Origin of the sequence: Shewanella marisflavi, assembly GCF_023283925.1 — a bacterium.
Taxonomy (GTDB): domain Bacteria; phylum Pseudomonadota; class Gammaproteobacteria; order Enterobacterales; family Shewanellaceae; genus Shewanella; species Shewanella marisflavi.
Genome location: NZ_JAKIKX010000009.1, coordinates 71,650 through 89,634, shown reverse-complemented (window position 1 = coordinate 89,634; position 17,985 = coordinate 71,650). Strand labels below are relative to the sequence as shown.

14 protein-coding genes are annotated in these 17,985 nt (G+C 49.9%); 2 read left to right on the top strand and 12 right to left on the bottom strand.

What is annotated here, in order from left to right:
* Nucleotides 1–45 precede the first annotated feature (45 nt).
* Nucleotides 46–1,032, top strand: a complete 987-nt coding sequence (locus L2712_RS16105) for a DMT family transporter (protein WP_248978373.1) — start codon at nucleotides 46–48, stop codon at nucleotides 1,030–1,032.
* 97 nt (nucleotides 1,033–1,129) lie between these two features.
* Here the strand turns inward: L2712_RS16105 and L2712_RS16100 are convergent, their stop codons facing one another.
* From L2712_RS16100 to L2712_RS16080, 5 genes are all read right to left on the bottom strand, one after another.
* The gene (locus L2712_RS16100; RefSeq protein ID WP_248978372.1) at nucleotides 1,130–1,771 is read right to left on the bottom strand and encodes a hypothetical protein; all 642 of its coding nucleotides are present in this window, start codon (nucleotides 1,769–1,771) and stop codon (nucleotides 1,130–1,132) included.
* 270 nt (nucleotides 1,772–2,041) lie between these two features.
* Nucleotides 2,042–3,313 (bottom strand): glutamate-5-semialdehyde dehydrogenase, encoded by a 1,272-nt coding sequence (locus tag L2712_RS16095; protein WP_248978371.1) that lies wholly within the window; start codon nucleotides 3,311–3,313, stop codon nucleotides 2,042–2,044.
* A gap of 42 nt (nucleotides 3,314–3,355) precedes the next feature.
* Nucleotides 3,356–4,474 (bottom strand): glutamate 5-kinase, encoded by a 1,119-nt coding sequence (gene proB / locus L2712_RS16090; RefSeq protein WP_248978370.1) that lies wholly within the window; start codon nucleotides 4,472–4,474, stop codon nucleotides 3,356–3,358.
* Nucleotides 4,475–4,671: 197 nt separating this feature from the next.
* Nucleotides 4,672–5,961 (bottom strand): NCS2 family permease, encoded by a 1,290-nt coding sequence (locus L2712_RS16085; RefSeq protein ID WP_248978369.1) that lies wholly within the window; start codon nucleotides 5,959–5,961, stop codon nucleotides 4,672–4,674.
* An 862-nt stretch (nucleotides 5,962–6,823) separates the two neighbouring features.
* Nucleotides 6,824–8,356: a M17 family metallopeptidase gene (locus L2712_RS16080; protein ID WP_248978368.1), complete on the bottom strand. Its 1,533-nt coding sequence runs from the start codon at nucleotides 8,354–8,356 to the stop codon at nucleotides 6,824–6,826.
* 510 nt (nucleotides 8,357–8,866) lie between these two features.
* Between L2712_RS16080 and L2712_RS16075 the strand changes: the two genes are divergently transcribed.
* Nucleotides 8,867–10,327, top strand: a complete 1,461-nt coding sequence (locus L2712_RS16075) for an aminoacyl-histidine dipeptidase (RefSeq protein ID WP_248978367.1) — start codon at nucleotides 8,867–8,869, stop codon at nucleotides 10,325–10,327.
* A 474-nt stretch (nucleotides 10,328–10,801) separates the two neighbouring features.
* On the opposite strand, the gene L2712_RS16070 is transcribed toward L2712_RS16075, so the two are convergent.
* The 7 genes from L2712_RS16070 to nqrF all read right to left on the bottom strand — a co-directional run bounded on the left by L2712_RS16070 (nucleotide 10,802) and on the right by nqrF (nucleotide 17,969).
* Complete coding sequence (locus L2712_RS16070; protein WP_248978366.1) at nucleotides 10,802–12,142, bottom strand: KAP family P-loop NTPase fold protein; 1,341 nt, start codon at nucleotides 12,140–12,142, stop codon at nucleotides 10,802–10,804.
* A 615-nt stretch (nucleotides 12,143–12,757) separates the two neighbouring features.
* On the bottom strand, nucleotides 12,758–13,837 hold the full coding sequence (gene dinB / locus L2712_RS16065) for a DNA polymerase IV (RefSeq protein WP_248978365.1): 1,080 nt from the start codon (nucleotides 13,835–13,837) through the stop codon (nucleotides 12,758–12,760).
* 172 nt (nucleotides 13,838–14,009) lie between these two features.
* On the bottom strand, nucleotides 14,010–14,477 hold the full coding sequence (bfr, locus tag L2712_RS16060; RefSeq protein ID WP_033537380.1) for a bacterioferritin: 468 nt from the start codon (nucleotides 14,475–14,477) through the stop codon (nucleotides 14,010–14,012).
* A gap of 9 nt (nucleotides 14,478–14,486) precedes the next feature.
* Nucleotides 14,487–14,960 (bottom strand): bacterioferritin, encoded by a 474-nt coding sequence (bfr, locus tag L2712_RS16055; RefSeq protein WP_033537379.1) that lies wholly within the window; start codon nucleotides 14,958–14,960, stop codon nucleotides 14,487–14,489.
* 301 nt (nucleotides 14,961–15,261) lie between these two features.
* On the bottom strand, nucleotides 15,262–15,486 hold the full coding sequence (gene nqrM, locus L2712_RS16050) for a (Na+)-NQR maturation NqrM (RefSeq protein ID WP_248978364.1): 225 nt from the start codon (nucleotides 15,484–15,486) through the stop codon (nucleotides 15,262–15,264).
* Between the two features lie 111 nt (nucleotides 15,487–15,597).
* Nucleotides 15,598–16,614 (bottom strand): FAD:protein FMN transferase, encoded by a 1,017-nt coding sequence (locus L2712_RS16045; RefSeq protein ID WP_248978363.1) that lies wholly within the window; start codon nucleotides 16,612–16,614, stop codon nucleotides 15,598–15,600.
* A gap of 107 nt (nucleotides 16,615–16,721) precedes the next feature.
* On the bottom strand, nucleotides 16,722–17,969 hold the full coding sequence (gene nqrF / locus L2712_RS16040) for an NADH:ubiquinone reductase (Na(+)-transporting) subunit F (protein ID WP_033537376.1): 1,248 nt from the start codon (nucleotides 17,967–17,969) through the stop codon (nucleotides 16,722–16,724).
* Between the last annotated feature and the right edge of the window lie 16 nt (nucleotides 17,970–17,985).

Here is a 17,985-nt window from a genome sequence, read left to right as displayed (position 1 = left end):
AGCCTGCGGGATTTTTTTAGTTGTCTCGTTTTGTGAGAAGATTCAGTGAAATCATCCAACCAAGCTTATCTCTACGCCATAGCGGCCATCTTACTCTGGTCGACAGTCGCCACCGCCTTTAAGTTGGCGCTGAGCCACTTTACTCCGCTGCAGCTGGTGTTTGTCGCCGTCTCTACCTCTATCGTGGCCTTAGGGGTTATCTTGGCCGCAATGGGTAAGCTACACCTGATTCGACGCCAATTTGTCAATCGCCCCTGGTTTTACCTACAGACTGGACTGCTCAATCCGTTTCTCTATTATCTGGTGCTGTTTAAAGCCTACGCCCTGCTACCCGCCCAGCAAGCCCTGTCACTCAACTACACCTGGGCTATCTTGCTGCCTCTGTTAGCAGTGCCACTGCTCAAACAGAAACTACGTAAGAGCGATCTCACCGCAGCGCTTATCGCCTATATGGGGGTATTTGTTATCGCAACCAATGGCGAAATCGCCAGTGTGCGCTTCGAGAGTGCCACAGGCGTAATGTTGGCACTGACCAGTACTCTGCTTTGGTCGCTGTATTGGATAGTCAACACCAAAGATAAAGGCGACCCAGTGGTAAGCTTGCTGCTGAGTTTCATGGTGGGGCTGCCTTTTATCCTAGTGACGCTGCTGTTGACCCAGTCGCTACCCAGCTGGGATCTTAACGCCTTTGGCGCGGGCATCTATGTTGGCCTGTTTGAAATGGGGGTGACTTTCGTTCTCTGGTTGGTGGCGCTGAAAAAAGCGGATCGCACCGCCAGCATGAGTACCTTGGTCTTTATTACGCCGGTATTATCGGTAGGCTTTATCGCCTGGATCTTACACGAGACCATTACGCCATCGACCTTTATCGGCTTAGGCTTGATTTTAACGGCGCTGGCGCTGCAGCAGCTCCTGCCACAGCTAAGCCGTTTGCGCGCCAAGCGGTATGCCAAAGCCACCCTGGCCGCCGAGATACCAGTCACGCTCGACAATACTATGCCGCCAAATAACGAGTCCTCCATCAACTCTTAGGGCCATAAAAAAACCGACATTTCGTCGGTTTTTTTATGGCTTGTCACTCAGACAATCTCTGTAAGGGACAGGCACTCAAGCCCGTCTCGCAAGGGCCTTAGTTACGCACGTCAATCTCGCCCACACCCACTGACACATACAGATGCTCATCACCGGCAGAGCCACGTTGATGATAGCTCTGGCTCACCATGCTACGCTCCACCTTAAGGTGCTCACCGCCATCACGTACCTTCACCTCACCCACGCCTGATTCGAGCGAGATCTCACCATACTTGGCCTGATGGGTGATCTCGGCGCGGCCCACACCCACATCGACCTCTATGCTGGCACTCAGACCATTAACAATCACCTCGCCGACACCTGCATCAACTTTTAATGCGGCGTCACGGGGCAGATAAATGCGCCACTTCTGGTTCACATCATCTTGATCAGCCAGTTTAAGCACTAGGCGATCGCCATTATCGATCACATCAAACTTGGCCGAACTCACGTCAGTATTTTGCCAAAAGCCAAACCACTTAGAGTTGCTGGGCTTCACCTCAACCTCAACCCGTACCATATCCTGGTCACTGGCGATCAGCTCCGCCTGGCCAACTTCCATGTCCAACACCACCTTCTGGCCCTGATAATCAAATTCATCATTTAAAGTGATGCTAGATGCCGCCTGAGCACCAGCGCTCATTAACCCGAACACTAAACTGGCTCCAACCAACATCTTGTTTATCTTATTGCTTTTCATCTTAAGCCCCTTCATCGACTCCCTGTGAGAATAGATAAGACTTAGCAAACAAGATGCCAAAAAGTTAACACACTGTATTTAAATAATTTTACAGAAATATAGCACATAGTCAGTTAGCAGCCAGGCAAACAAATCGTGAAACTCACCAAGATAACTGGTGAAATTCATCACTCAGATTAAATACCATAAATGGCTTACTGGATTAAAAGCAAAAAGGAGCCATAAGGCTCCTTTTATCATCAATTCTTAGGCCAGCATTTGGCCTCTGCTTTAGCTTCTGGCGGTGTAATCCCCAACGCCAATCCACTTATAAGTGGTCAGCGCCTCAAGCCCCATGGGCCCTCTGGCATGTAGCTTCTGAGTCGATACCGCCACCTCGGCGCCCAGGCCAAACTGGCCACCATCGGTAAAGCGGGTACTGGCATTGACATACACGGCCGCCGCATCCACCTGATTGATAAAATGCGCCGTGGCATGAATGTTATCGCTCAAGATCCCCTCTGAGTGACCACTTGAGAAACGGCGAATATGGGCAATCGCCTGATCGATATCATCGACTACCTTGACGCCAAGATTCAGCGACAACCACTCGGTATCAAAGGTCTCATCGCTCGCCTCAAAGGTCTCCATACCAGCGTCACCAGCCACTGCCTTAGCCTGCGGGCAGGCATAAAAACTCACGCCAAGCCCTTGCAAATGAGCGTAGAGTTTAGGCAAGAAGCTATTGGCAAGGTCTTTGTGGATAAGCACAGTGTCCAGGGCATTACACACGGTTGGCCGCTGCACCTTGGCATTGGCAATGACCTCAACCGCCTTGTCCTGATCCACCTGGCTATCGACAAACAGGTGGCAGATACCGATACCGCCTAAAATCACCGGAATGGTCGCCTGTTCGGCGCACAGCCGCTGCAGGTTTTGACCGCCTCTTGGGACTATCATATCGACATAGTTATCAAGCTTCAAAAGCCCTGAGACTAACGCTCTGTCCGGGTCTTGGATCAGCTGCACCGCATCGCTCGGTAGCCCCTGTTCGGCAATGGCGGCGCGAATCGTTTCACTCAAGGCCTGGTTAGAGGCCAGCGTCTCTTTACCACCACGCAGGATCACCGCATTGCCTGTCTTCAGGGCCAGCACGGCGATATCTACGGTGACATTGGGGCGCGCCTCATAGATAACACCAAGCACCCCCAGCGGCACACGGCGACGGGATAGACGCAGGCCGTTTTCCAGCAGCTGACTCTCCAACTCGCTACCGATAGGATCGGCCAGGGCCACCACGTTTTCTATGTCGGCGATAACCCCAGATAGACGTTCATCATCGAGTAGCAACCTGTCGATCATGGCATCATTCAGGCCATTTTCTCGTGCCTTGGCCACATCTTGCTGGTTAGCCGCCACTATCTGCTGGCTATTGTCGGTAAGCTTACGCGCAATTGCCCGCAGCAACTCACGCTTTTGCTGACCCGTGAGACTTGCCATGGCATAGCTCGCCGCCTTGGCCTGCTCGCCCAGTGTGTTTAAATATTGCTGTTTATCGTCCATTGCTTCTCTTCCACTCACATCGCTCTATTTGGCCAAGCTCACTTAAAACACCACCATGTCGTTACGGTGCACTATGGCATCGCCATAGTCGTAACCCAGCAGCGACTCAATGTCATCAGAATGTTTACCGGCTATCTTATGCAGATCTTTGGCGCTGTAGCGGCTCATGCCCCTGGCATGTTCACGCCCCTGCTCATCCACCAGCTGCAAGGTGGCCCCCCGTTCAAACACGCCACTGACCGACAACACCCCTTTAGACAGCAAACTACGCCCCTTCTGGGTCACCGCATTCACTGCGCCGCTATCCAGTACCAAACGTCCCTTAGTCGCAGGCCCCGCCAAAATCCACTGCTTACGACTCTCCAGTGGATTTTCCAGCGCGGTAAAGTGAGTGCCCACAGGCTGTTTACACACGGCGTCGAGAATCACCTTAGGATGATGGCCCGAAGCGATCACCACCTCGATGCCTGCTCGGCGGGCAATATCTGCCGCCTGTAACTTAGTCGCCATGCCCCCCGTGCCCAAGCCAGACACTGCGCCGCCTGCCAGGCTGCGAAGGCTATCGTCGATATTCACCACCTGCTTAATCAACTTGGCATCGGGATTGGTTCTGGGATCGGCATCAAACAGGCCCTTCTGATCCGTCAGCAAAATTAATAGATCGGCATCGCACAGCAGCGCCGCCCGCGCCGACAGGTTATCGTTATCGCCAACCTTAATCTCATTGGTGGCCACGGCATCGTTTTCATTGATGATAGGAATAATGCCGTTCGCCAGCAGGGCGTTAAGAGAGTCTCTGGCATTAAGGTAGCGCTCTCTGTCATGCAGATCGGCGCGGGTCAGCAGCAGCTGGCCCACATGCAAGCCATAGATACTAAACAACTGTGCCCAAGCGAGGATCAATTGGCTCTGCCCCACGGCAGCCAAGAGCTGCTTGTTGGCCACGGTATCGGGCAGTTGCGGATAACCTAAGTGTTCGCGTCCCGCAGCGATGGCACCTGAGGTGCACAGCACCACTTCAACCCCCGCCTTCATCAAGTTGGCCATCTGTCTGGCCAGCTCCACCATATGCGCCTTGTCCAGCTGGCGCGAGCCAGAGGTGAGCACACTGGTGCCCAATTTCACTACCACTCGGCGGTAGCCTATCTCACTTAAGTTCATTTACATATCGACAGAAAAAAACCGAACCTCAAGTTATACCCAATCCCTAAACCAAATGGTAGCGGCGTAGATAAAAGATTAGAGCAAGTCTACTTTCCTTCAAAAAAATCCCATAAAAAAGGCCATACATTGTATGACCTTTAATCTTTTCACCAAGAAACTCAGCTAACGATAACTAAACTTAACCCTAGCTGTGCTTATCCATAGACAAACTTGGCTAAGAAGAGCGCCGCCAATATCAGCACGCCGAAAGTGAGATCCTTATAACGGCCACTAAACAGCTTGATCCCCGCATAGGCGATAAAACCCATTGCGATACCAGTGGCAATGGAGAAGGTCAGCGGCATCAAGATACAAACCACCACCACTGGCGCGGCCTCGGTCAGATCTTCCCAGTCCACATGCACCAGTCCAGACATCATTAAGATAGCTACGTAGAACAAGGTGCCTGCCGTCGCGTAGGCTGGCACCATACCAGCCAATGGCGAAATAAACAGAGATAACAAGAACATGATCCCTACCACCACGGCCGTAAGTCCGGTGCGACCACCAGCGCTCACCCCAGCAGTACTCTCAATATAGCTAGTGGTGGTCGAAGTGCCTAGCATGGCACCGGCAATGGTTGCTGTGCTGTCGGCGGTCAGCGCACGGCCAAGTCGGGGCAATCTGCCTCTGTCATCGAGAAAGCCACCACGCTGCGCCACGGCCACCAAGGTCCCCGAGGTATCGAACAGATCCACAAACAGGAAGGCAAACACCACAGAGAGCATGCTGATCTCAAGCACATTGGCAAGATCCATCTTCATAAAGGTCGGTGCGATAGAGGGTGGCGCCGAGACCAAACCGCCATACTGCACGTCCCCCAGCAACAGCCCAAGCGCTGTGATCGATAAAATGCTGATGATCACCGCCGACTGATAACCTCTGTGTACCAAGGCGATAATGATAAAGAAGCCAAGCACAGACATGACAGCCGGTAAGGCGGTGACATCGCCCATAGTGACCAAAGTTGCCGGGCTGGCCACCACGATACCGGCGCTCTTGAGGCCAATAAGCGCCAGGAATAGACCGATACCGGCGGCGATCCCTAAACGCAACGACATAGGAATACTATTGACGATCCACTCACGGATCTTCACCAGAGACAAGATCAAAAAGCAGATACCCGAGAGGAATACCGCGCCCAGCGCAGTCTCCCAGCTATAGCCCATCTCGCCCACTACGGTATAAGTAAAGAAGGCGTTAAGCCCCATGCCGGGTGCCAGTGCAATGGGATAGTTAGCCACAATCCCCATCACCAAACAGCCCACCGCCGCGGCCAAACAGGTGGCGACAAATACGGCGCCGTGATCCATACCCGCATCAGCCAACATCATAGGGTTGACGAAGATGATATAGGCCATGGTTAAAAATGTGGTCAATCCGGCTACAACTTCTTGTTTTAACGTCGTTTGGTGCTCGGTTAACTTGAATACTTTCTCTAACATGGAACATGGTTCCTTGATTTAATTATTGTTTATTTAGGTAGGGTAAAGTTAATACCAGGTTAACAGCCTGATATTGAGCGACGATTATATACGCAAAAATTAACCAAACGCGAGCCAGTTTAGAGCCATAACTCAAGCCTGTTTCATAAAGGTGATCTACAGCAGATTTATTGGCACGTCAGCGAGGACCAAACGGCAAATTTCAGGCAAAAAAAAGCCTGCTCAAAGAGCAGGCGAGACATGTTTCAAGTGTTCCGAAAGGAAAGAGTTACCGCGCTAGCGGGTTACACTGGTCTATCGCTCAATGAGCAATAGACTACTTGAGTCTAAAAATCCCCAAACGGGGCAAGGTTGATGGATGATGCAACTACTTTAATCAAGTGAACTAGGTCCAAATGATCTTAGGGGTAGTTAACCCTTAAAAGTCATAGCGTACAGACCGCCACGAAGGGCATCAGTACAAAACCAAGTATTCTGCCAATAAATGTGCTGAATTCCGGTATAAGCCATAGTCATTAACTCCTAACAAAGTTGAAAAAAAATCTCTAGTGAAACTTGGCAAACCTTCATCGAAGGCCTTATGCCGCAGTATTCAACTTGTCGCTCGGTTCCTTGGAGAATTATCCGTCCTAGATAGACCTGAGGTGGAAGACACTGTGTCTAACCAACGAGAGCCATTATATTTAAATGTAGTTTTATTACAAGCTTTTTTTCCATTTTTTTTAAAAATAGCCTCAAAATGTAATTTTACAACAAAATAACACTTACTCAGGATGGATCGAGATCACAAACTAAAGCTGATTAGTGATCAGGCAATAAAAAAGGGCAGCGCGATGGCTGCCCCGGTCAAATTTCTTGCCGTTTAACTGCGGATCAATTGGCACAGACTCACTAATGGTGCCGCTGTTGGCGTGCCATAAAGCGGGTCTCCTTCGGTTGCACTGCCAGCAATATCCACATGGGTATAAGCCAGCGGCTTGTCGCTTGTCAGCCCATGCTCCTCAAGGCCGGAGGCTTTCAGCAGGAAGGCCGCCGGATATTGATGGCCCCTGGCAGTAACTGACGACGGCGCATTGTTTGATGACAAGATATCCGCCGCCCCAGAGGGATCGACAATCTTCTGATAATCTTCACGACGCAGACGCGACAGCTCTACCGGCTCGCCCCAGGCCTCGCTGATCGCCTGCAGGTTTTGTCCTACCTTCTGCTCTCGCGCCACCACATTTTCCACCAGTGCCGTATAGCCGCCATAACAGCGCACCACATGTCCTGTCAGGGTTGCCACCGAGAACAGCTGCGGCGCCTCCGCATGCTGCGCCTTGAGCCTAAGATGGGATAAGAGATCCGCCAGCACCAAACGCCCCTCGGCGTCGGTATTACCAATACGTACCCGCACACCAGCATGACTGGTGATGATCTCGTCGGTTACAAAAGCCTCACTACCTATACTGTTACGCACTAGGCCAAGCTCGGCTACCACACGCACACCTTTAGGCTTGAGCAATGCCAGAGTCTTCATCAGGCCGGCAACAGCGGCTGCGCCGCCCTTATCCCGGCTCATTCCCGCCATAGCACCACCCACTTTAAGATCGGCACCGCCCGTGTCGTACACCACACCTTTACCAGCAAAGAAATAGCTGCGCTCGATAGGCCCTTCGGCTTTATATTCCAGCTTAACCACTCTGGGCTGATGTCGTGGTACGGCGAAAGAGGCGCGGCCCACTGCACTCAGCAAGGGGTAGTCACGCTCCAGCACGTCTCTGTCTTCAACCACAGAGAGATTCAGATCAAGCCCTTGCATGGCATCGACACAGTATTGAGCAAAGGCTGGCGCAGACATGCGCTCAGGCTCAGTGCCACAAAGGTCACGGGCCAGATGTTTGCCGGCCTCGATGGCGCTAAGCAGCTCGCCAGCCTTGTCGTCAACCAGCAGACCAATTTGAGAAATCTTGTCTATCTCCCCCATGGCCTCGCGGCGCTCCAGCGCCTGCCACAATGCCTGGGCACAGCCGAGCGCCGCAACGCCCAAAGATTGCTGATACCTCGCCTGAGTCGATGGCGTGACAATCAACAAGGGACGTCTGGCACCCGAATCGAAGGCGACCTTGATCCCTTGACGCGCCGCGTCACTATAGACCCGCACATCCTGAATATCGCTGTCGCTGTCAGCTAGCGGCGCGACGATCAGACGACCACCGGCCAGCCCAGGGGCAAACAATAGTGTGGTCGAGCGACCGACTCTAGCATCCACCTGGGCACCATGGCTGGCAAGCATCGCCAGCTCCTCTTGAGCGATGGCGTCTAGGCCATGGGTCACAACGACCACAGCATCCCACTGGTTATCGTCAAAAATAGCTTCTGAATCTGTTACATCTATAAATTTAACCCCGGTCATGCCTCATCCTTTTCATCTAACGGTTTTTCGGTCTTAGCCGAATCAACTGACACCTAATAAGTGATACAAGTGCCCTTACCTTTCGACAGATCTGTGCCTGCCTATCGTGAATATCAACCTAGCTTCTAGCGACGATACTGAGTCTTGCTAAGCCCTTAACCCTAGGTCCTAAGACATAAGACATAAGCCATTAGCCCTGCCAAATTTCAGTAACCTCATATGGCCACTTAACCGCAATTTGAGGGTTGGGTTAAGGCCATGTCAGCCAAGGCTAAATCGTCGTGAGAGTTGGCATTATTCTCCTATCTGGCACTAAAGCCAAATGAAAATAATGATGTAAGCCCCAAAGGCTCCCAGAAACAGGTGGCAACTTAGTATGACACTTTACCCATAAGCTCCGCGCTTTCCTGCGCACTTCTGGGCGCGGCAAATCCCCCCGACGCCTCAGAGTCTATGATAGACTATCGCCAAATTAGACCTCAAAGACCTTTATTACAGAGGAGTTTGTCCGTGAGCACATTAAGTCAATTGCAACCTCAGGCACTTTGGCAGTGGTTTGAACAGATCTGCGCCATTCCCCACCCGTCTAAGCATGAGCAGGCACTAAGCCAACACATCCAAAACTGGGCCAAAGACAAACAACTTAGTGTTGTCGAAGATAAGGTCGGTAACCTGATCATTAAGAAGCCCGCAACCCCGGGCATGGAAAACCGTAAAGTTGTCGCCCTGCAGGCACATATCGACATGGTGCCGCAGAAAAATGCCGACAAGGTTCATGATTTTGAGAAAGATCCAATTGAAGCCTATGTTGACGGCGAGTGGGTAAAGGCCAAAGGCACCACCCTGGGCTCAGATAACGGCATCGGCATGGCCTCAGCATTAGCGATCCTTGGCAGTGACGATATCCCCCACGGCCCACTGGAAGTCTTGCTGACCATAGATGAAGAAGCAGGCATGACAGGGGCTTTTGGCCTTGAAGCCGGTTACCTTGATGCCGAGATCCTGATCAACACAGATTCTGAGCAAGAAGGTGAGATCTACATGGGCTGCGCCGGTGGCGTAGATGCTCAGATCACTGTGCCTATGGTTTGGCAGGCGGCTGAGCCGAGTCTGTCTACCTACACCCTTACCCTGTCAGGGCTAAAAGGCGGTCACTCAGGGGTGAACATTCACCTGGGCCGCGGCAACGCCAACAAGCTGTTGGCGCGCTTCCTGTTTAACTATGCCGACGAGTTAGCCTTAGAGCTAACCAACTTCAGCGGCGGCTCACTGCGTAACGCCATCCCTCGTGAGGCCAGCGTCAGCTTCATGCTGCCGAGCGAAAACCTGCCACGCCTCGAAGCCTTGATGCAGGAATATACCGATCTGGTACGTCAGGAACTGGCCATCGCAGACCCTGGTATGTTGCTGACTCTCAGTGAGATCCCAGCCGCCACTCAGGTAATGAGCGAAGCCACACAGCAGACTCTGATCGATCTACTACACGCCTGCCCTAATGGCGTAATGCGCATGAGCGATGAGATCCAAGGTGTCACCGAAACCTCGCTTAACGTTGGTGTGATCACCACAGAAGGCGAATCGGTGAGCATACTTTGCCTTATCCGCTCGCTGATCGACTCAGGCCGCGAAGAAGTTGAAGGCTACCTCACCGCACTGAGCAACCTGGCCGGTGCCGAAGTAGAATTCAGCGGCGCCTACCCTGGCTGGAAGCCAGACAGTAGCTCTCCTGTGATGGCGATTGTGAAAGACACCTACGAGTCTATCTACAACAAGGAACCCGTCATCATGGTGATCCACGCGGGTCTGGAGTGTGGTCTGTTCAAGAAGCCTTACCCAGAGATGGATATGGTCTCTATTGGCCCCACTATCCGCTTCCCACACAGCCCTGATGAGATGGTGTTAATCGAAACCGTCGACCAATACTGGAAACTACTCCTCGCCGTACTGGAACGTATTCCAGAGAAAGCGTAATAGATAGCGTAACTAGGTTATTGATGAGAAAAGGCGTCTAACAAGACGCCTTTTTTGCTTCTTTGGTGCCGAATTCAACGGTATAGCTCTGACCGTAACGAACTCCAGCGTTAACCTTCATTGTTTTGAATTGCCTGCGGCAGGCTCATGTGCAAACACATTTGTGACACGCTACGAGCACATCCTTGTGAGCTCTGCCTCGGCATCCATGCCTCGGAAGGTCACAAATGTGTTTACACCGAGTTATCAGTCTCTTCGATTTGGCCTTTACTTGTATCATCCTAAAATCAACAGCTAAATCATTTTTGGACATTTCCGTGCTAATAATTTTACTAAATTAGTGATCTATGGATTATCTTGGGTATTGAAAGCGTCCAATCTGATGGCCAGATTTGCTCGTCCACTACACGTTGGAATTTTCGGCTTTTCTCTTCAAAAAAGTTGGGCGCGTTAGGTTTCATTTTTTGAGCGTCCTTAATGCAGAGACAAAACTGTTAATGCATCTTTACAGATTGAGATATATGCCTCATCTGATCTAAAGAAGCTGCCCCTAAAGTAACTATCAGCGAAGCTTTTCCATATTTCTTTGTTTTTATCTCCTTCAGGAGTAAAAATTTCTGAGTTTTTACAGTTATTTGAACATATCAGGTAGCACATCAGTTCCATCTCGTCTGGACGGGAGTGTTCAGCGAATATCGTTAATCCAGTTTTGCCTAAAATATTACCAACATCTTTAGCATCAAATGATTGAGATAGAATGGCGTTGCCCAGTTTCGGTCTTATTGAATAGATAGCGATAGCCAGAACAGTGAGAATTTTATAGCCAAATACCGTATTATTGCTCAGGTATCCTTGCTGAGACAGTACAACATACACCTCTAAATGGCGTACTAGTGTTTCCACTTCTCTTAATGATAACTTATTGATCTTTATGATTTGCTCTATAACCCGAATGGAGCCACACTCCTGTAGCTTTAGGTTTTCTAGCACGTTACTGGTTCTAACTAAGTTTTTATAATGACTTAATGAAACGGATGTTTCTTGGTAGGTATTAAGTCCTTGTACTTGCGGTAGACAAAAGGAGTATTTGAGAAATTTATCTAAGTACCTTTGCGCGTCTACAGTCTCTCCGTAGCAGTGATTAATAGAAGATCTTAGCTGTTGGGTATTGGTGACTAAGACAAACAGTACACCCTCAACGTTGAATGTATGTTTTATGATCTCCAGCATGTTAACTGCAAAGTCAGGCCTACAACGGTCAAGTTCATCGACAAACAACACAATAGGCTTTTCCTGTGCTATTCCCTCTAATGTTTCTTGAAGCGTTCTCAGACTTTCTGATGCCTTGACGTGATCCTTCAGTACTGACTCTACCGATGCATCAATGGCTTTGTTTGCTGCTTGCTGAATTTCTTTATCAAAATCATTAACTACATCGGCTGCATCTTGGCGAAGCAAATGCGCTACCCCAGCTTTTGCTAGAGTCTTCAAACCGTATCTTGCCGCAGGTATAGCTTTTTTGATAAAACTCTCTTTATCTTCCTCTGACGATAGGATATTTACAACTTCAGCTAATACCGTTAGTAGCGGCTCATCAGCGTGATCAGCTTGGAAGGCATCCACATAGATAAGGTGATGTGTATCTTCTTCAGCCATAAGATTGATTAACTTATGACAAAACTCTGTTTTCCCTGTCCCCCAACTCCCATCGATAACCATAGGAGAGGTTTCTATATCTGCTCGTAGTAGTTGGATTGCTTTTTCTGCGATCTGCTTACGCTGAAATTCATCTCGATCGTGAAACGTGATGTTCATAATACCTAGCCTTTATTCTTAGTCTTAGTTGGTGCTTTGTTTAGTAGCAGACTCCAGTGTTCTTCCTTGGTAATTATGTAAGGTAATACCTTTATCTGTTCCACAAATTAGTAAAGTAGCCCGAAACGGGTGAAGTGACTGATAAGCCTAGCCCACTAGACTCTACACTGATTAGAAAAAGGAGAACAAGTATTGATCCTTAAGATGTGAAGGGGAAAATGGCTTAACTCAGAATGGGGCAAAAATCAGTTAGCTTTCACGCCTGAAACACACCAATACCGTCAAATCGAAGAGGCGTTGGATACCGAGTGTAGATGCATCTGCGGACGTCGATGGCAAGGATGCCATCGTCGAGCCTACAAGGAAGTATTCACGGCGTGTAGCAGATGTATCTGCACAAAAGCGAGCCGCAGGCTATTAATTACAGCGAAGGTATGACCTTCACTTGCCTCTCCAGCATCCCTGCAGATCAGATGGCGCACAGCGTGTCACAGGCGTATCTGCACAACCCCCGCCGGGCAGGCGTTAGATTGCCATGAAGGGTAAAGCTTCAAAAATCTAACCAGGTGCAATAACCGTCCAAGCTACGAGTCAAAAAGGTTAATAGGGTTAACGCTAAAAACCGAGATCCATCTGTGCCCCATGCACTTCATCTTCCTGGCCAGGGCTAGCATCGGCACTCTCGAGTCCGACCGACACACCCAGCAAGCGAATGCCCCGCCCGGCGCGGCGCTCCAAAGCCTGGCTGAGCAGGTCGTAAAACAACTTCACCGACACCTCGTCGCTACGCTGCTCTATGGTGGTCTGTTTAAAGTCATCAAACTTGAGCTTAACCACCTGCTTGTGAATACGCCGCGACTTAGCGCTGCGACTAATACGGCCGGATAGCTCCTGGATTAGCTGGGGCATCACCGCCTGACACTGCTCGTAGCTATAGATATCTTTGGCGAGCGTGGTCTCGACACCGACAGACTTACGCTCTCTGTGGGGCGAGATACCGCGGGGGTCTATCCCCTGCGCCCTGTCATACAAGACACCACCAAACTTACCGAAGCGCTCAATCAGGCTCAGCCGACTACAAGCCTGCACATCGGCGCAGGTTTTCAGCCCCATGGTCTCCAGCTTAGCGCCTGTCACCTTACCGACGCCGGGAATTTTGATCAGCGGCAATGTCTTCACAAACTCGGGGATCATCTGCGGGGTGATCACATACTGGCCATTAGGCTTGTTGAGATCTGAGGCAATCTTGGCCAAAAACTTCACCGGCGCGATACCGGCTGAGGCGGTGAGTCCTGTCTGCTCAAAGATCTCCTGGCGTATTGCCTCGGCGATCAAGGTGGCCGAGCCCTGATGTTGAGTGCAATCACTGACATCCAGATAGGCTTCATCCAGGGAGAGGGGCTCGATTAACTCTGTGTAGCGGGCAAACACTTCTCGGATCTGCGCCGAGACTTCCTTATACACAGACATACGGCCGGGCACCAAGATAAGATCTGGGCAGAGCTTGAGGGCATAGGCGGAGGCCATGGCCGAGCGCACACCAAACTTGCGCGCCTCATAGTTACAGGTGCTGATCACACCGCGGCGATCGCTGCGTCCACCAACGGCAATGGGCTTGCCCCTGAGCTCAGGAAAATCACGCATCTCGACCGCCGCAAAGAAGCAGTCCATATCTACATGAATAATCTTTTTCACCTTAATACCTCCGGCGCCAAGAATACTGTACATTTAAACAGTATTCAATCGCTTTGCGCTAAGGTGATAGCTTGGCACTGAATTGCGCCCAGTAAAAAGCCACCCTAAGGTGGCTTTATCTGAATCTGCCGCATGGCAATCAAGCAGCGACTGGTATTTTACATCTCACGCCTTACATTTTGGACTGAAGATAATTCTGCAGGCCGACCTTATCAATCAGGCCTAACTGCTTCTCTAGCCAGTACATATGGTCCGACTCAGTCTCTTCCAGCAAGACCTCTAACAACTCGCGAGAGGCGTAATCTTTCTTCTCTTCACATAGCGCAATGGCGGCGCGCAGATTATTGGCGACCTGATATTCATAGTTAAGGTCGTTTTGCAGCATCTCCTGCGGGTTTTTACCTATGTTGAGTGCCTCACGGCTGGCCACATCGGGTGTACCTTCGAGGAATAAAATGCGCTCGACCAACTTTTTGGCGTGTTCGCGCTCATCGTCAGACTCGTGAGAGATACGCTCATGCAGCTCGGTCAGTCCCCAGTCGTCATACATCAGGCCATGAACAAAATATTGATCCATTGCCGACAGCTCGCCGGTCAATAATTTGTTCAGTGTGTTGATCACCTCTTGGTTACCTTTCATATTGACTCCCTATTCCGACTCTATCTGTGACTGCAGGTAATTTTGAATGCCTGTCATCTTAATGAGATCTTGCTGCGCCTCGATCCAGTCAAGGTACTCCTCTTCATCTTCCAGCAGATCTTCGAGGATCTCACGACTGACATAATCTTGCTCCGTCTCGCACAGGTCTATGACGCTGCGAAGCTCGACCAGCTGCTCTTCAAGCATGGTCTTGTCACACTGCAACATCTCCTCTGGATGCTCACCGATACGCAATTTTTCAAGCTGCTGTAGATTAGGCAGGCCTTCGAGAAATAGCACCCGCTCAATTAACTTGTCGGCGTGCTTCATATCTTTAATCGACTTCTTGTAGCACTTCTCATTGAGCTCTTCCAGACCCCAATTTTTATACATGCGCGCATGCAGGAAGTACTGATTGATTGCCGTCAATTCAAAGGTCAGTATCTTATTTAACTGACGAATGACATTCGGATGACCCTTCATTTGATCTCCTTAATAAACTTGATCTAAATCAATATTTAAGACTAGAGCAATTTTAAGCCAATTACAAATAAACACTATGTTTCAATTGGTTATCAAAGATAATCATTCTTATTCGCGCTTTGATTAGCGATAAAAAAGTAAGAGGTTAAAGATAATAGATCCAGACTGTTAAGCGCCATCTTGCCCCAGCGAAGTCAGGTTCAAGCACTCAAAAATAGATAAAAATTAGTGGGAGTCGACAAATTCAGAGCAATAAAAAAGGCTCCAAAATGGAACCTTTAATCGGGACGAGTCTATTAACCTAGATGATACGATCTTTAGCCAGCTTTTCACGGCGGGCCTCTTCTTCGGCCATCTTCGCCTTACGCTTATCGCATGGGTCATCACAGTCACAGGCTTTATCTATGCCTAGTGCCCCTAGGCCACCACAGCTGCCAGCCACGGCCTTTTTCTTCACCAGATAGCCGATAGACATAAAAACGAAAAACAGTAGTAATACCACGAAAGCCGCTAAAAAAGTGCTCATCACTTACTCCAGATACACATAAGTGGTTGACCCACTTACATGCCTATTAATTCAACAATGCGCTCAGCCAGCCCTAAACGACTAGCTGACGCACCAGTGAGGCCTATTCTATCACAAACCCACAAAAGGCTTAAAGGCATCACTATAGTAGACCTTAAAACCTTGCGCTTGCTTTTCAATCAACATGATCGCCAGCCCTTCGCGCTCAGCCAGTGCCAGCGACGCCTCGGTGCCCATCACCATCATCGCCGTAGCATAACCGTCGGCAATCATGCTCTCTTTGGCAAGCACTGTGACCGAAGCCAGCTTGTGGTCTATGGGGTAGCCATTACGCGGGTCAATGATATGGGTAAAGCGCTGCCCCTCTTCCTCATAATAGTTGCGATAGTCGCCTGAGGTAGCCAAGGCCATGTTGCCTGGCTTGATCAATTGCTGCACCGAGCGCTCATCCTCATCGGGCTGCTCTATAGCGATGACCCAGTCACTGCCATCAAGCTTAACGCCATAGAGGCTGATCTCGCCGCCTATCTCAACCAGATATCCTTTGGGTTGATACTTACTCAGCAGCTTGGCCACCCTATCGACCCCAAAACCTTTAGCGATTGAGGAAAGATCCACATAGAGATCAGGGTTACTTTTACTCAGTTTGAGGCCATCAACCTTGAGGTATTCGATACCCGTTTTAGCTTTGGTCTGGGCGATAAGTTCCGCGCTCGGCACTCGTGTTGGACGCTTATCGGGTCCGAAGCCCCACAGGTTCACCAGTGGCCCCAAGGTAATATCCAACGCGCCGTCAGTCTTACGATAGAGGTCGATCCCCGTCTGCACCACCTTGGCCGTATCGGGCGATACCGCCAGACCAGTTTCGAGCGTCATCTGATTAAAGCGTGACAACTCTGAGTCCGTACGATAAGTGGACATCTGATCGTTCACCTGCTCCAGCGCCAGGTCGATCTCCGCTTGCAGCAGTTGTTCGTCAGGCATCTGTTGATCGCCGACAAATTTAATATGGTAAGTCGTGCCCATGGTCTGCCCAGACAGGGAGATAGTCTTAACAGGTTGGGTACAGGCTGAAATAAAAAAGGCTAGTCCCGCCAGGACTAACCCCTTAATAAAGGTCTTATACATATTGACCATTGTCCTTAATGATAACCCGGTAACACTCTCCCTAAGGGCGCCTGTGGCGTCTTAGGGAGGGCGATAATCGCGGGCAATATTATCACAAGAATTGTTGCTTAGCCGCCGAAGTCATCCAACAGGATATTTTCATCTTCAACGCCAAGATCTTTAAGCATACCGATAACCGCCGCGTTCATCATTGGAGGTCCACACATGTAGTACTCACAATCTTCTGGCGCTTCGTGGTCACGCAGGTAGTTTTCATACAAGACGTTATGAATGAAGCCTGTGTAACCATCCCAGTTATCTTCTGGTTGAGGATCTGACAGGGCCACATGCCATACGAAGTTATCGTTTTCAGCCGCTAGACCGTCGAAATCTTCAACATAGAACATTTCACGCTTAGAACGTGCACCGTACCAGAAGCTCATCTTACGCTTAGACTTAAGACGCTTAAGTTGGTCGAAGATATGCGAACGCATAGGCGCCATACCCGCACCACCACCGACGAATACCATCTCTGCATCGGTATCTTTAGCGAAGAACTCACCAAATGGACCAGAGATAGTTACCTTGTCGCCCGCCTTCAGGCTCCAGATGTATGAAGACATCTTACCGCAAGGCAGTGACAGGTTACGTGGAGGCGGCGTCGCGATACGTACGTTCAACATGATGATACCTTCCTCTTCAGGATAGTTCGCCATTGAGTACGCACGGATTGTCTCTTCATCAACCTTAGACTCTAGCTTGAAGAAGCCAAAGTGTTCCCAGTCGCCACGGTATTCTTCAGGTACGTCAAAATCGGCGTACTTAACATGGTGAGCAGGTGCTTCGATCTGAATGTAACCACCGGCACGGAAAGGTACAGACTCGCCATCAGGAATTTGCAGCTTAAGCTCTTTAATGAAGGTTGCTTTGTTATCGTTAGAGATAACTTCACAATCCCATTTCTTGATACCGAAGATCTCTTCTTCCAGCTCGATCTCCATATCTGACTTAACGTTTACCTGACAAGATAAACGACAGCCATTACGGGCATCGCCCTTAGAGATATGGTCGAGTTCTGTTGGCAAAATATCACCGCCACCAGATTTAACGATCACCTTACACTGGCCACAAGAACCACCGCCACCACAGGCCGATGAAACGAAGATGCCGTTTTCAGCCAATGCGCCAAGCAGTTTACCGCCTGCAGCCGTTTTAATCGCCTTATCCGCATCTTCATTGATGCCGATAGTAATATCGCCACTTGGTACCAACTTAGACTTGGCGAACAAAATCACCAAAACTAATACCAGTACAATGGCTGTAAACATACTCACACCGAGGTATACATCGATTGGAGTAGATTCAATAATACCCATTAACTTATCCTTTAAG

Bases quoted from the DNA above. Each gene is read 5' to 3' on its own strand.
- L2712_RS16100 (WP_248978372.1), bottom strand. From the start codon at position 1,771: ATGAAAAGCAATAAGATAAACAAGATGTTGGTTGGAGCCAGTTTAGTG.
- L2712_RS16095 (WP_248978371.1), bottom strand. From the start codon at position 3,313: ATGGACGATAAACAGCAATATTTAAACACACTGGGCGAGCAGGCCAAG.
- proB (WP_248978370.1), bottom strand. From the start codon at position 4,474: ATGAACTTAAGTGAGATAGGCTACCGCCGAGTGGTAGTGAAATTGGGC.
- L2712_RS16085 (WP_248978369.1), bottom strand. From the start codon at position 5,961: ATGTTAGAGAAAGTATTCAAGTTAACCGAGCACCAAACGACGTTAAAA.
- L2712_RS16080 (WP_248978368.1), bottom strand. From the start codon at position 8,356: ATGACCGGGGTTAAATTTATAGATGTAACAGATTCAGAAGCTATTTTT.
- L2712_RS16070 (WP_248978366.1), bottom strand. From the start codon at position 12,142: ATGAACATCACGTTTCACGATCGAGATGAATTTCAGCGTAAGCAGATC.
- bfr (WP_033537380.1), bottom strand. From the start codon at position 14,477: ATGAAAGGTAACCAAGAGGTGATCAACACACTGAACAAATTATTGACC.
- bfr (WP_033537379.1), bottom strand. From the start codon at position 14,960: ATGAAGGGTCATCCGAATGTCATTCGTCAGTTAAATAAGATACTGACC.
- nqrM (WP_248978364.1), bottom strand. From the start codon at position 15,486: ATGAGCACTTTTTTAGCGGCTTTCGTGGTATTACTACTGTTTTTCGTT.
- L2712_RS16045 (WP_248978363.1), bottom strand. From the start codon at position 16,614: ATGTATAAGACCTTTATTAAGGGGTTAGTCCTGGCGGGACTAGCCTTT.
- nqrF (WP_033537376.1), bottom strand. From the start codon at position 17,969: ATGGGTATTATTGAATCTACTCCAATCGATGTATACCTCGGTGTGAGT.